Annotated in this window: 12 protein-coding genes and 1 pseudogene; 8 read left to right on the top strand and 5 right to left on the bottom strand. The window is 68.3% G+C overall.

Annotated elements, in window-relative coordinates; translation table 11 throughout:
- The first annotated feature begins 14 nt into the window (after window positions 1-14).
- Both ACZ41I_RS15050 and ACZ41I_RS15045 read left to right on the top strand, forming a co-directional pair.
- On the top strand, window positions 15-509 hold the full coding sequence (locus ACZ41I_RS15050; protein ID WP_468514281.1) for a MarR family winged helix-turn-helix transcriptional regulator: 495 nt from the start codon (window positions 15-17) through the stop codon (window positions 507-509).
- Window positions 506-961 carry a MarR family transcriptional regulator gene (locus tag ACZ41I_RS15045; protein WP_468514280.1) on the top strand — a complete coding sequence of 152 codons (456 nt, stop codon included), beginning with the start codon at window positions 506-508 and terminating at the stop codon, window positions 959-961. Before ACZ41I_RS15050 ends, ACZ41I_RS15045 begins: the two co-directional genes overlap by 4 nt.
- A 485-nt stretch (window positions 962-1,446) precedes the next feature.
- On the opposite strand, the gene ACZ41I_RS15040 is transcribed toward ACZ41I_RS15045, so the two are convergent.
- The 3 genes and pseudogenes from ACZ41I_RS15040 to ACZ41I_RS15030 all read right to left on the bottom strand — a co-directional run.
- The gene (locus ACZ41I_RS15040) at window positions 1,447-2,385 is read right to left on the bottom strand and encodes a YcxB family protein (protein ID WP_399767970.1); all 939 of its coding nucleotides are present in this window, start codon (window positions 2,383-2,385) and stop codon (window positions 1,447-1,449) included.
- A 929-nt stretch (window positions 2,386-3,314) separates the two neighbouring features.
- On the bottom strand, window positions 3,315-3,890 hold the full coding sequence (locus ACZ41I_RS15035; protein ID WP_468514423.1) for a hypothetical protein: 576 nt from the start codon (window positions 3,888-3,890) through the stop codon (window positions 3,315-3,317).
- Window positions 3,891-3,964: 74 nt separating this feature from the next.
- Window positions 3,965-4,375, bottom strand: a pseudogene (locus ACZ41I_RS15030) (transposase); the annotation flags it as partial.
- A 136-nt stretch (window positions 4,376-4,511) separates the two neighbouring features.
- Here ACZ41I_RS15030 and ACZ41I_RS15025 point away from each other — a divergent pair.
- Window positions 4,512-5,327 carry a phosphotransferase gene (locus tag ACZ41I_RS15025; protein ID WP_468514413.1) on the top strand — a complete coding sequence of 272 codons (816 nt, stop codon included), beginning with the start codon at window positions 4,512-4,514 and terminating at the stop codon, window positions 5,325-5,327.
- 264 nt (window positions 5,328-5,591) lie between these two features.
- Window positions 5,592-6,407 carry a class I SAM-dependent methyltransferase gene (locus ACZ41I_RS15020; RefSeq protein WP_399768419.1) on the top strand — a complete coding sequence of 272 codons (816 nt, stop codon included), beginning with the start codon at window positions 5,592-5,594 and terminating at the stop codon, window positions 6,405-6,407.
- 223 nt (window positions 6,408-6,630) lie between these two features.
- Here the strand turns inward: ACZ41I_RS15020 and ACZ41I_RS15015 are convergent, their stop codons facing one another.
- Window positions 6,631-7,026 (bottom strand): winged helix-turn-helix transcriptional regulator, encoded by a 396-nt coding sequence (locus tag ACZ41I_RS15015; protein WP_468514279.1) that lies wholly within the window; start codon window positions 7,024-7,026, stop codon window positions 6,631-6,633.
- A 39-nt stretch (window positions 7,027-7,065) separates the two neighbouring features.
- Here ACZ41I_RS15015 and ACZ41I_RS15010 point away from each other — a divergent pair, with 39 nt between their 5' ends.
- Window positions 7,066-8,574 (top strand): MFS transporter, encoded by a 1,509-nt coding sequence (locus tag ACZ41I_RS15010; protein WP_468514278.1) that lies wholly within the window; start codon window positions 7,066-7,068, stop codon window positions 8,572-8,574.
- On the opposite strand, the gene ACZ41I_RS15005 is transcribed toward ACZ41I_RS15010, so the two are convergent.
- Window positions 8,471-8,878 carry an integrin alpha gene (locus ACZ41I_RS15005; protein WP_468514412.1) on the bottom strand — a complete coding sequence of 136 codons (408 nt, stop codon included), beginning with the start codon at window positions 8,876-8,878 and terminating at the stop codon, window positions 8,471-8,473. The genes ACZ41I_RS15010 and ACZ41I_RS15005 overlap by 104 nt on opposite strands.
- Before the next feature lie 291 nt (window positions 8,879-9,169).
- Between ACZ41I_RS15005 and ACZ41I_RS15000 the strand changes: the two genes are divergently transcribed.
- From ACZ41I_RS15000 to ACZ41I_RS14990, 3 genes are all read left to right on the top strand, one after another.
- The gene (locus ACZ41I_RS15000) at window positions 9,170-9,490 is read left to right on the top strand and encodes a hypothetical protein (protein WP_468514277.1); all 321 of its coding nucleotides are present in this window, start codon (window positions 9,170-9,172) and stop codon (window positions 9,488-9,490) included.
- Window positions 9,491-9,532: 42 nt separating this feature from the next.
- Window positions 9,533-12,184, top strand: coding sequence for a tetratricopeptide repeat protein (locus ACZ41I_RS14995; RefSeq protein WP_468514276.1), 2,652 nt, complete (start codon window positions 9,533-9,535; stop codon window positions 12,182-12,184).
- A 219-nt stretch (window positions 12,185-12,403) separates the two neighbouring features.
- Window positions 12,404-14,017 carry a carbamoyltransferase family protein gene (locus tag ACZ41I_RS14990; RefSeq protein WP_468514275.1) on the top strand — a complete coding sequence of 538 codons (1,614 nt, stop codon included), beginning with the start codon at window positions 12,404-12,406 and terminating at the stop codon, window positions 14,015-14,017.
- Window positions 14,018-14,025: the final 8 nt, after the last annotated feature.

The following is a 14,025-nucleotide window of genomic DNA, read 5'->3' as shown; positions in this document are numbered from 1 at the left end:
TGTACTCTATCGGCATGAGCAAGGGTTCACCGGGCCCCACGCCCGGCTTCCTGGTATGGCGACTCGCCAACAAGTGGCGCGTCGCGGTAGATCGTGCGGTGGCTCCGCTGGGCCTCACCCACGCGCAGTACTCACTGGTCGCGTCGCTGCATGGCATGCAGCGCCTCGGTGAACGGCCCAGTCAGCGCCAACTCGCCGACCACATCGGCCTGGAGGCGCTGTACGTCTCGAAGCTGGCGCGCGCCCTGGAGTCGGCCGGCCTGATCGAGCGCACCCGTGATCCCCGCGACCCGCGCGCCATGCAACTCGCCCTCACCGAGCAGGGCCAGGCCGTCACGCGGCAGGCCATCGCGGTGGTCCAGGAACTGCATCAGCAGTTGCTGGAGCCGCTCGGCGGCGTCGACGCCCCGCGCACGCGCGCGTTCACCGACGAGCTGACGACCCTGCTCGACGCACCTCTCGCTCCATCCATACCGAACGACCAGACAACTCAGGGGGCAACACCATGACCAGCACTGCATCCGCCACCGCACCCGTCGCCAACGCCCGCACCCTCGGCTTGGCCCACTACGCCGCCCGCGGGGTTCTGGAGCACGTCCTGGCCCGGCACGGCGTAACGTTCCAGCAGCAGATCGCCCTGCGCGCCGCCGTCACCGCCGACGCCCCGCAAACGCCGGACGATCTCGTCACCCAGGTGTGGGACTCCCTCAAGGCCGATCCGGCCGACATCCACGCCACTCTCGACGAGCTGCTGGCCCAGCAGCTTCTCGTTGCGGACGGCGCGCACCTTCACGCCACGGACGCAGGGCGCGAGCTGCTCGCGGCCGTCGGCGCGGAGACCGCCCCCATCTCCGACCGCATCTGGGGCGGGATACCCACCGAGGACCTGGCCGCCGCCGGCCGCGTCCTCGCCTTGGTCAGCCGGCGCGCCAACGCGGAGCTTGCGGCGCTGACCGCCTGACCACGCCCGACCGAGCCGATCAGGACCTGTTACGACCGTGCTGGTCATAGCCACTCGTTGATGGCTGCGACCAGCACGGTCGCGTGATACCGGACGGCGAGTTCCTCAGACCTCGCGGCAACCGCGCGGTGGCGTTCCAGCCGACTGATCCCGTACTCGACCGCGTGCGTGCCGCTGCGTGTAGTCGTCCTTGTCGAACGTGGGAGGGCGGCCCCCCCCGGAATCCGGGCCTCCTCCTCTGTCGGCGCGGACCTCCTGAGCCGCCCACTCGTTCAGTGTCCGGGCCGGCCCGCCAAGGGCCCGAAGACCTGGCCCGGCACACCAGCCGCACGCAAGGTAACCGGTGGCCTCGAAAGCTTCGCTTGCGGCTGGCGACACGGTTCTTACCGCCATGCTGACTGCTCTTACCGCCATGCTGACCGCGCGGCTTGTGCGGTCCGCCGCCGAGAGACGGTCTCCGGGCCCGCTCACAGACCTTGGCCCGCTCAGAAGTCGTAGCAGACGTAGACGCCCTCGGGCCCGCGGGCGATTCGGTCCGAGCCCCAGCAGTGGAGCATCGGCCCGACGCGGTACAGGGCGGCGCCACCGGCCAGCAGGGCAAGGATGGCGAGCACGGCGGTCACGATCCGCATGGCCGTCATCCGCCGTACGAGCCACCAAGACCCGGCGACCGCAAGCGCCCCCAGTCCCAGCATGACGGCCGCTACCGGGGCGGTGTTGTTCTGGATCCCGGGAAAGCGGTCCGGGTGCGCGGCCTGGTGTACGGCGGCGAAGGCGAAGAGGAACAGCAGCAGCCCCAGCAGCAACAGCCCGACGGAGCCGACCCCGCGGCCGACGGCCCGGCCCCGGCTCCGTGGGCCTCCGGGCGCTTCGGCGTCGTCCGCGCGCAGGAGCCGCCGGTCGAGGACCGCCCGGAGCCGGTCCACCTCGCCCGGGCCGTCCGCGGCCCGCTTGGGCAGGACGACGAAGCCGACGGCGGACTTGTCGGCGCTGAGAAGCACGAACAACTCCGGCGTCTCGACATAGCGCGAGTAAAGGTGCCAGTCGTGGCTGGCCGAGCTGTGAGCGCTGGTGAGCCGGATCCCGCTGTCGTCGACCGTCCCGCGCATGTCCCCCTGCCGTTCGGCGAGCCGGTGGAGGCGGCGCGCCTGCAACCACGGCACCGCAGTCATGAAGGCGACGAAGACCACCACCCCCACATACAGCGGCCAGGGGGTGTTCCGGTGGCCGGAGTTGGCCGTCGACAGCAGAGCGCCGACGGTGGTGACCGCCACTGTCCAGATCAGCGCCCCGCGCTGAAAGCGTCCCGCGCCGGTGCTCCTTGCGCGTGCCCGCAGCGCGGACGCCAATTCGCCGACGGTCGGCCGGTAGACCAGCTCCACCGGTCTCTCGGCGACCGCGTCCGTTTCCCGGCCCTCGGCCATGTGCCCTCCCCTGTTCGATGACCAACCGGATCATGGAGGCTTTCTCAGCCACTCCGGCGACCTGGCGGTGGTCGGCACCATACGTCATCGAGGTCACGTGATATTCGGAGTGCCGCGGTCGACGGTGTACGGGCACCTCGCCAAGACCGACACGGTCCCCCGCGCGCCCCTAAGAAGACCGCGGTCGCGAAGTCCTGACCACTCCGCTGCGGCTGGTGTTTGAGACAGGGCCCCGGGGCTGTCAAGGGCGCGTACGGCGGCGCTCTCGCGATGTGCTGCGCGCGCCCTGGACTGGGCTCCACAGCCCTGGTGCCGGCTGGGGAAGTTCAAGGCTCTGTGCGGAGTCCGTGATCGGAATATGCCGTGTCCCTCACCGCCTCAGTAGGCTGGCTGGGTGACTGATCACGGCGTTGAGTTCCCCGCTTTCCGTCTGCATGTTGTGCCGGCGGTTCTCGCTCTGGCGTGTCCCTCGTGGCGGCGCGACGTGTGGCTGCAGCCGGCGGAACTTGAGGACCTGGACTAAGACTGGCTCAAGTGATGGTGACCAATGACCTGCAAGCTGCGGCTCTCCTTCAGGAGCATCAGCGTCAGCGCTTCTGATGACGATGGCCGTGCTGCAGGGACATCTACGGCCGGGTGAGAATGCGTGTCCGCAGGAGCTCGAACGAGGCCCTGTCGCACATGGCTCACTTGAGCGTTCTCACCCGGTTCACATGCCCTTCGACTACGTCGGAGCTCCAGGCGGGGTGAGTCCTGCGGTGACGGCGTCGCTCCTCGCCGTCCTCCTTCGTTGCCCAACACGCGGGGCGATGCAGGGAATGTGTGCGGTCTCACGCGAGCCCGAGCCTTGCCATCGAAGATCCTGTTGCCCACTGCGATCGCTACCCAAGATCAGCATCCGAACCGCCGAACAACTGGGCAGAGCCACCTCAGCCCCAGGTCTCGCCGTTGACGAGGTCCGAACCGAAATGTCGGGTGGCGATGGACGCGAGGGGCGGAAGCGGGCCGTCCTCACTCGCGTGTTTGAACGTGTGCACCAGGCACGTACGCACAGGATGTACCGGTCCGCCAGGGCTCCAGCAGTCGTTCGTGGAGAGGGGGCGGTTCTGAGGCTGGGCCAGGGAGAAGGCTACGAGCATCGTGCGCTTGTCCTCGAACCGGAAGTAGTCGGCGATCGCCCGGTTGGTGAAGTCGAGGTGGTGGAAGACGACCGCGATGTCCTCCTTCCCGTACGGCGTCTGCTCCAGGGCCGGCAGCACGTCGAGAATGGCTTCGCCGCGGGCCAGTAGGCGGGCGCGTTCGTGCGAGTCGCCCCACGGCGGCGGATCGTTGTCCCGGAAGCCTTCGGGGCGCTCGTCGGTGCACAACACGGTGCCGAGTTCAGGCGCGTCCCAGCGTGCCTGTCCACTGACACTCCCCCAGTTCAAGCTCGCGTTGACACACAGCTCCCCCGCCAGCAGCGCCCAGGGCGTGCACACCACACGCTCGCGCGCCAGGTCAACCACGAGCTGACCGAACTCTTTCCGTGACAGCAGAGCCGGCTCGGCGGGTGCGATGAAGGCATCGGTCCATATCCCCAGGCCACGTGGTCTACAGGCAAACCACCAGAAAAGGCCAACGAGGCGTCCGCCCGGCGGTGGGAAGATCCACGGCACTGGCACCGGCTTGCGGGCGCGTCCGGGCGGAGCCAGCTGCTGACATCGACCGCGAGGACCCGGCGTCCGTCGGCAGCCTGTGGCACGGGCAGGCCGGCCAGCACCTGGCGCAGCCTCGGGGCGTCGACATTCCCGCGGTTCAGCGCGTCGTGCAGAGCGCCGTGCACACGTCGGTGCTCGGCCACCAGAGTCAGATCCACTGGTGTCCTCAGCGGCCCGTCCGCACGCAGCAACGCGTCGGTGAGCTCGGACAGTTCGTCTCCACGCGCGGTCAGGCAGTCGCACAAGTCGTCCCGGAAGCGTGACGCCACCGCGCCCGGTTCCCCTGTGGTCACGTGTGTCCTTGGTCGGAGCACATGATCAGACGGAGGCCGCCTCAGCGTCTGACGCATGCCCGGGTGAGTGACCTGGTTCGAAGCGCGTTTCGGGAACGCCCCACACACGGCCGACCTGGACGGTAGCGTGATCAACATGGCGGCTGAGGGCGAGAGGGCAGAGGGCGAAGCCCTGGTCGGCGGCATGATGAACGCGGGAACGGTCTTCCGTCACGGTGCCGTGGTGGAACGCCCAGCGCCGCGCACCGCACGCGCTCTTCATGCCCATCTCCTCGCGCTCGCAGAGCACGGGTTCGACGCGGCTCCGAGGCCGGTCGGTCTCACCTCAGACGGACGAGAACAGCTGACCTTCCTCCCCGGCGAAGTCGCTCTACCACCGTTTCCGCGCTGGGTAATGACCGAGACCGCGTTGCAATCGGTGGGAAACCTGCTGCGGCGCCTGCACGACGCGAGCGCGGCCGTCGCGGTTGACTCGGGCGTCGAGTGGCCCCGGTCCCTGGCCGACCCGGCGGGAGGAACGATGCTGTGCCACAACGATGTGTGCCCGGACAACGTCGTCTTCCGCGACGGCCGTGCCGTGGGCCTGATCGATTTCGACTTGGCGGCTCCCGGCCGAGCGGTGTGGGACGTCGCCATGACCGCTCGCTACTGGGTTCCCCTACTCGATCCCGTGTCCGCGGCGGCTCAATATCCCACGGGCCTGGATGCCCTGACGCGACTGCGGATCCTCGCCGACAGCTACGGCCTCTCCTCGCAGGAGCGCGCTGAACTGCCCGACGTCATCGAACAGGCCACCGCGACCTGTCGGGCCTTCGTCGCCGGCCGAGTGGCCGCCGGTGACCCCGTCTACATCCAGGCGCTGTCCGAGCTCGGTGGTTGGCAGCGTTGGGACCGCATCCAAAGGTGGCTGGCGGCTCACCACGAGGTGTTCACGGCTGCCCTGTCGAACTGACGGCTCGGAAGTTGAAGAACAAGCTCAACACCTGTTGCTGATGTGGGACCGGTGACGAGCTGTGGGCGACTCGTTGAGCCGACATGATCGATGATGTGACGGATCCAGCTGATCGATTCCAAGGGGTTTGGTGATCGTAGGCGGTCAGTGCGCGCATGACTGGCCGGCCGCGAATGAACCTGGCTCCCCTCATCAGACCCCTTGGAATCAATCACCTAGGCTGGCACGGTGACTGATGAGCAGGAGCGGGTGCAGCCGTCGGGAGTGTGGGCCACGGCGGTGGGGGTGGCCAGGGTGCGGGCGCTGGAGACCGAGCGGGAGAACGCACTGTTCCGCGACCCACTGGCCCAGGCCTTCGCCACCGCCGGCGGCCTGTGGCCCTCCTCGCCGCCGTTGCCCGATGACGAGGCCGCGCGACGCCGCCGACTGGCCGTGTCGTTCTCCATCGTCATCAGGACGAAGTTCCTCGACGACCTGTTGCAGCAGGCCTCCGCGTCCGGGATCCGGCAGGTCGTGCTGCTCGGCGCCGGCATGGACAGCCGGGCCTTCCGGATGGACTGGCCCGAGGGCACGCGGCTGTTCGAGGTCGACACCGCCGCGCCACTGGATTTCAAGGCTTCGGTGCTGCGTCAGGAGCGGGCCGTAGCACGCTGCGAGCGGATCACCGTCGCGGTGGATCTACGTGAGGACTGGCCAGGCGCGCTGGCCGCCGCAGGGCACGACCCGGCGGTGCCGACCGTGTGGATCGCCGAAGGACTGCTGATCTATCTGCCCGAGGACGCGGTGGAGCTGCTGCTGGCCCGGATCAGCGCGCAGTCGGCGGCAGGCAGTCGGATGGGGCTGACGTTGGGCTCGCGCGGCGTGATCGAGCGCTTCGGCGCGGACGCCGTGCCGGGATCGGCGGCGTCCATGTGGGTCTCGGAGATGCCCGACGACCCGGTGGGCTGGCTGGCCGGGCACGGCTGGGAGGCCGAGAGCCACACCCTGCGCGAGCGCGCTGCCGCCTACGGCCGCCCGGTCAGCACCCCGCCGCAGCGCGAGGAACGGCCCGGCGGACTGATCTCGGCGGTCCGCCGGTAGCGCGCCCCTCCGGTCCCCTGGTGATCTCCCCGCAACCACCTCGCCCTTCTCGGACTCGCCGCAGCCATCTGCTGCTACGAGAGGCTTGTCCGCCTCACCACGTAGGACGCGGCCCAAACCCCTTGGAATCGATCATCTAGAGGCTGACGACGAATCACCGGTTCGAAACTCTGCACTATGAACGTCCGCCAGCAGGCGATTGTTCAACGCCTGCCGAGTCCTGCTAGGCGTCGGGAGCCGACGTCGTGGCGGCGTCATAGGTGGCGCGGGCGGCGGTGATGTCGGCGCGGTGGCGTTCTGCCCAGCCGACGAGTCCGGCGAGGGTCGTGTGGAGTTCGCGGGCCATGGGCGTGAGGCTGTATTCCACCTTGGGCGGCACCGTGGGGTAGACGGTCCGGATGAGCAGGCCGTCGCGTTCCAGCTTGCGCAGATTCAAGGTGAGCATACGTCGGCTGATGCCCGTGATAGTCCGTTCCAGCTCGGTGAACCGGACTGGTCCGTGTGCGGCGGCGACGAGGATTCCGATGCTCCACTTGCCCGCGACATGATCGAGGACCTCCGTGATCGGGCACGCCTCGTTGCTGACCTGGTCGGACACATCAGTGTGACTGCGTGACATCAAAGTGCCTCCTTCCGATACGCGTCATGGTTACAGAAGATGACTGCTGTAACAAATCATGCACTGTTGGAAGGAGTTCTCGTGCAGAGAACCAACTCATCAGCAAGCACGTCGCGTTGGGCGGCATTGGCGGTGCTCTGTGCCGGGCAGTTGATGGTCATTCTCGACGGGACCATCGTGAGCGTGGCGCTGCCGTCCATCCAGCACAGCCTCGGCTTCTCCTCGTCCAGCCTGGCCTGGGTGGTCAACGCCTACCTGGTCCCCTTCGGCGGCCTGCTGCTGCTTGCTGGACGGCTCGGCGACCTCATCGGGCGCAAGCGCGTCTTCATCGCCGGCCTGGCCGTCTTCACGGCTGCCTCGTTGTTGTGCGGTGTGTCCCAGGACCCGGCGATGCTGCTCGCCTCCCGTTTCGTCCAGGGTATCGGCGGCGCGGTGACCTCCGCCGTCACCCTCGGCATGGTCGTGACCCTGTTCCCGCGGTCGAAGGAGCGGGCCAAGGCCATCGGCGTCTACAGCTTCGTCCAGTCCGCCGGCGGTTCGACGGGCCTCCTCGTCGGCGGCGCCCTGACTCAGACCATCAGCTGGCACTGGATCTTCTTCGTCAACGTCCCGATCGGTATCGTGGCCGCGCTGTTGGCTGAGCGCGTACTCGCGCCCGAACACGGTGCCGGCCTCGACAAGGGGACCGATTTCGTGGGCGGGCTCCTGGTCACATCCGCACTGATGCTCAGCGTCTACACGATCGTCGAGACCACCAACTACGGCTGGTCTTCCGCACACACGCTGAGCTTCGGCACCGCGGCCCTCACGCTGCTCATCGCATTCGTCGCCCGCCAGGCGAAGGCGCCCCACCCGCTGCTTCCGCTGCGCGTGTTCCGCTCGCTCAACGTCGCATCAGCACTGGGGATCCAGGCCCTCATGGTGGCCGGGATGTTCAGCTTCCAATTCCTGTGTGTCCTCTACCTGCAGAAGGTGCTCGGCTTCGACGAGATACACACCGGCCTCGGCATCTTCCCGGTCTCGGTCGCGATCGGAGCCCTGTCCCTCGGCCTCTCGCCCAAGCTGATTGCGCGCTTCGGTCCCCGGGCCGTACTCCTTCCGGGACTCTCGCTGATCGCTGCAGGTCTCGCCGCGCTCGGCCGCGTACCGGCGGGCGGGAGCTACGTTGTGGACGTCCTGCCAGCGCTGCTGCCGCTCGGCATCGGCTTCGGCCTCGCGATGCCGTCGCTGGCCACGCTCGCGATGTCAGCGGCCACGCCCCAGGACTCGGGCATCGCCTCCGGCATGTTCAACACCATGCAGCAGATCGGCAGCGCCTTCGGCCTCGCGGTCCTCAGCACGCTCGCCAACGCGCATACCGATGCCCTGCTGGACGACGGGGCAAGCACCGCCTCGGCACTCACGGGTGGTTACCAGCTTGCCTTCCGCATCGGCTCGTGTCTCGTCACCGTCGCTCTCCTTCTCGGCGCCACCCTGCTGCGCTCCCCCACCGGGGCGCAACGTCCAGCGGCCGAGAAGAAGCCGGTCGCCGAGAACGCCACTCGCTGACCAGGCAGCGACACCACCCCAGACCGGGGAGAACACAGTGCTCACAGGAGGAGATGTGCCTGTCGTGCCATCCTTGATCATCGCCCTTGACGCGGCCGTGGAGGTGATGACTCACGCGCTGGGTGCCGCGTTGCCCCCACTTCGACCCGTAGAGCGCGACCACGGCGCCGGCTCCCGCCTTACCGGCGACGTTCGCCTCCGGCGCGGGCAACACGGCGTCGCGGTAGCCGTCGCCGTTGAAATCGCCCGGCACCGCTCCGTGTACGGCTGCCGCGGGCGTGACCGTCAGCAGCGGAGCGACCATGACGGCGGCGATCAGGAGCGCCCCCGATCTCCAACCGGCGGGCCAGTCATGTCGGTTCACCATGAACTGGATCCCCTCCCATACGACGCAGCCGGCGTACGCCGCAGTCAGGGAATCGCATGGGGAACCCGCGAAGCGTCCGCAGCGGCCCCGGCCGGCGTCGCTGTGTGCCCGCCTGCGACCGGATGGGGCCTGCGCTGACGTACGTGTACGCCAGTTCTACCTTCCGCGAACGGGTACGGCGTGGTGAACTGGTCGTCGCTGAGTGTCTCGACGTTTTGGAGGACGTTCATGGATGCTCTCGCACTCGCCGTCGCCCAGGCTCTGACGACCGGCCTCGCCGCCGGAGTCAGTGAATCGACGAGCTCCGTGTTCTCCGAGCTGGTTGCCCGGGTCAGGGCGCGGTTCTCCGGACGATCCGAGGCGCTGACATCCGAAGCATCCACGGCCGAGGCCCTGGACGGGGAGTTCGCCCGCGACCCCGGCTTCCGCGAGGAGATCCGCGTGCTGTGGGGTCGCGCCTCGGGCGACTCGGTCGTGAACAGCTTCTCCGGACAAGCCAAGACCGTCGTACAGGCCCGGGACATCCACGGTGGTTTCACCGTCAACTGAACAGTTGATGACCGCAATGCCCGATCGGACACTGGTGGTGCCATGAGCGACGACGTCCCCGGTTCAAGGGACGACGTGCACAACGAGACGTTCGGTACGGTCCGCACGGTGGTCCAGGCGGGCTCGATCTTCGGGGGAGTTCATGTTCACGAGGGTGAACGCACGCTCCCTGTGCCGCGGCAGTTACCCAACGACATCCCGGACTTCTCCGGTCGCGCGGACGCGCTGGAGGTGCTCGACGGTCTGCGTTCCGGCAGCATGCCAAACCCGGCCACTGTCATCATCTCCGCGATCGCCGGTACGGCGGGGATCGGTAAAACCGCCCTGGCAGTGCACTGGGCCCACCAGGTCAAGGAGGAGTTTCCCGCGGGGCAGCTCTACGTGAACCTGAGGGGCTACGATCCGGCCAGGCCACCGGTCAGCCCTGGTGAGGCGCTCACGGAGTTTCTGCTCGCCCTTGAGGTTCCGGCGAGTCGGATCCCCGCGGACGTCGACGCCCAGGCCGTGCTCTACCGGTCCCTTCTGGCAGGACGGCGGTTCCTGGTCGTACTCGACAACGCCTCCTCGGCACGTCAGGTCGAACCGCTGCTGCCGGGTACCGGGCCCAGCATCGTCGTCATCACCAGCAGACAGCGGCTGACCGCGCTGGACGGAGTCGTCAACCTGCGCCTGGACGTCCTCGACCGTGCCGCTGCCGCCCAGCTGCTCGGCGCGCTGGTCGGTCACGAGAGGGTGGCGGCCGAGCCCGGAGCGGCCGGCCGCATCGTGCAGCTGTGCGGCATGCTGCCCCTGGCGATCAGGATCGCCGGAGCACGCATCGCCGCCTCTCCACACTGGACGCTCTCCCGGTTCGCACGCCGGCTCGAGGCCAAACGCCTCGATGAACTCAGGACGGAGGACCGGGAAGTGCGCGGTGCGTTCGCTCTGACCTACGACCGGCTGCCCGAACACCTGAAGGAGGCGTTCGTAGTCCTGGGGCTGCACGACACGGCCGAGTTTCCGGCGTGGAGCCTGGCTGCGATGCTGCACACCGATGTGGACACCGCCGAGGAGATGATCGACGCCCTGGTGTCCGCCCAGCTCGTCGACTTCAGTCGCACCGACAGCACCGGGACGCCCGCGTTCCGGATGCACGACCTGATCCGCGACTATGCCCGGGAGCTGCTCGCCCGGTGGTCCCGCGAGCGCATGGCCGAGACCAGGCGAAGATTGGCGGCGGGAAGCCTGTCGCTCACCCGGCACGCGTTGAGCGTCGCTCCTGGCGGCGTCAACTTCCTCCTGCTGGGAGCCAGAACGTTCGCCGCCGCTATGCCGGCCGGTGCGGAACTCGAACCCTTCGCGCCCACGGTCGAGGTGATCGAGTCCGATCCGGCGCGCTGGTTCGGGGACAACACACCGGTGCTCACGTCAGCCGTCCGCCGGTCCGCCGAGGCCGGCGACCTGGATCTGACCGCGCAGCTCGCCTTCTATCTCGCCTGGTACTTCCGCGTCGGCGGACGCTTGAGGGAATGGCAGGAGTCGCACCAGCTGGCTCTTGATGCCGTCAGAAGCAGCGGCCATCGGGGCGGCGAAGCGGCGATCACCCGCAGCCTCGGCAATCTCAGCCGCGACGCCCGGCGCTTCACCGAGGCGATCGACCACTTCGAGCGCGCGTCGGCGCTGTACCAGGAGGCCGGCGACGAGCTGGGAACGGGACAGACGCTGAATCACCTGGGCGATGTCGCGATGGAGATGAGCAGATTCGACGCGGCGCTGCGGTACTTCGCGGACTCGCTCGCGATCCTGCGCAGACACGAGGGTGCCGAGCTCATCGAGGCGTACACGCTGAACAGCGTGGGGTGTGTGCACCGTGACCGTGCCGCCTTCACCGAAGCAGCGGAGAACTTCGACCAAGCCCTGTCCATCTTCCGCCGTCGCGGCGACCGGGTCGGTGAGGCGTGGTGTCTGCGCTGCCGAGGAGAAAACCGGCTCAACCAGGGGCTGTTGACGCAGGCAAGAGCCGATTTCGAGCGTGCGGTCCCGCTGTTCGAGGACCTCGGCGACCGCGGTGGTGGCGGATGGAACCATCGCGCGCTCGCGGAACTGCACCGGTGGTGCGGTGACCATGCCGCCGCCGCGGAGCATCTGACCTCGGCGTTCGAGCTCTTTCGCGAGGTAGGCGAACTGCTCGGCGAGGCATGGACCGCCCTGGAGCAAGCCGAGTTGCTGATGGCGATCGGCGACGCCGCGGGCGCGGTGCGGTTCTGGCAGCGTGCCGCGGAGCTCTTCGCCGATCTCGACATTCCCCGTGGTGAGGCCTTCGTGCAGCTCAGCGCGGGCAGGTTGCGATCGGCGGGTGTTCAACCGCCGGGAACCGCGCCGGACGACGCCTTCGCCACGGCACGGGACATGTTCCGGCAGATGGGTGATCACAACAATGAGGGCTGGGCCCTCCTAGGCACCGGTACCGCGCTGGTCCGGGAAGGAAGGCTGGACGAGGCTGTGGACACCATCACGGTCGCGGCGGAAATCTTCTCCCGGCTCGACGCTCGCACCGGCCGGGGTGCCGCGTGGCTCGCCCTTGCGGAGGTGGCGCTGGCCCGGCATGACATCGCGGGCTGCCGGGCCGCCCTGGCGAACGCCGCCTCGGTGCTGCATCCGGAGTGCGTGTTGCAGGAGAGGCTGCGGGAAATCGAGGGTCGGACAAGAGTGTGAGGGCGGCGGCTGTCCCAGCCGGAATGCGACACCAGAACGGAGTCTGATGACGCAGTCAAGCCGCCGTGGCGGTCAGCGGGGCAGGAGTGAAGACCCGGTTCAACCAGCAGTCAGGCAGCCCGCCGGAGGGCCGGATGGCCGCTGCCTTCGAACCACCCAAGGCAAGCACACATCAGCCACATGCGGCCCCCGGGCCGTCCAACACTTCATGGAGCTCTCATGCGGCACCTGATCGGGTTCGGCGGCTCCGTTCACGACTTCGCCACCTGTGTGCTCGGCGAGGACGGCCGGATGGTGGCCATCGAGGACGAAAGACTCAGCCGGGTCCGGTATGCGTTCGGCGACCCCGAGCCGTGCCGTACGTCACTGGAGTACTGCCTGCGTGCCGTCGGCCACGCGCCGGGCGACGGACTGGAGTTCGGCGCGAACGACATGCTCCGCGGGGTGATCGGAGTGCCGGAGCGTGACATCGTCTGGATGAACCACCACCTCGCCCACGCGATGAGCGTGCTCTTCACCAGCCCGTTCCAGGAGGCGGCGATCGTGGTCGCCGACGGTGCAGGCAGCGTGGTGTCCAGCACGGCGGCCCACGATGCCCACACCCACTGCCGGGAGACCACGACGTGGGCCTGGGGACGGGGCAATGACATACGTACGCTCGGCCAGGTCATCGGCAGGAAACGCGGCGGCCCGGACAGCAACGACGTGTCCGCGCTCATGTCGAACTCCCTCGGCGACCTGTACCGGGCGGTGACCGAGGCGGTCGGGTTCGGTTTCCTGCAGGCCGGCAAGACCATGGGCCTGGCCTCGTACGGCGACGACCGCTTCGTCGACCGGCTGATGTCAGCGGTGCAGCTCCTGCCCGGCGGCCAGTTCACGATCGACGTGGCAGGGTCCGGCGGCGTGCTGCAGATCCTCAAGGGCATACGGCGCGGCTCGCTGGAGGAAGACTTCGACACCAACGCCGCCATAGCGGCTGCCGGGCAGATCGTGCTGGAGACGGTGCTCTTCCACGTCCTGGAGGAGGTGTGGGAGCAGACGCACTGTCCGAACCTGTGCCTGGCCGGTGGGGTCGCGCTCAACTGCGTGTTCAACGGCAAGATCGCGGAGCGGACACCCTTCCGGGACGTCCATGTGGTCTTCGCGCCCGGCGACAGCGGGACGGCGATCGGCTCCGCAGTCCACCGGTATCTCAGCGACGGCTCCTGCACCACTCCGTTCCGTCTCCAGACCGGGCCGTATCTCGGTCGCGACTACGGCCGGGATGCCGAGATGACCGGCCACCAAGACCGCTTACCGGACGAGGTGCTGTATCGCAAAGTGGCCTCGCTGCTGCATCAGGGCAAGGTGGTGGCCTGGTTCCAGGGCGGCGCCGAGTTCGGTCCCCGCGCCCTCGGTCACCGCAGTCTGCTGGCCGATCCCACGCGGGCGGCCATGCGGCCGCACCTGAACCGTGTCAAGTCGCGCGAGTGGTTCCGGCCCTTCGCCCCGGTGGTGATCGAAAAGCACAGGACCGACTATTTCGAGGGGGCGCACGCGTCTCCGTACATGCAGTTCTCCTATCCGGTCAAAGCCGGGATGCGCGACCGGATACCAGCCGTGTGCCACGTCGACGGCACGGCGCGCCTGCAGTCGGTCGACGACTGGAGCAGTCCCGAACTCGCCGAGTTGATAAGGGAGTTCGTACGACAGGGCGGGCCTCCCGTGCTGCTCAACACATCACTGAATCTGCGCGGCGAACCGATAGTGGAAACTCCACGTCAGGCACTCGACGCTTTCGCAGGCGCAGACATCGACGCGCTGGTGCTCTGCGGCCGGCTGCTCGTCAAGTGAGCGGTGGC

It is taken from the genome of Streptomyces sp. NPDC030799 (assembly GCF_055572255.1).
Note: the sequence above shows the minus strand (reverse complement) of the source record. Positions and strands in the feature narration are given on the sequence as shown.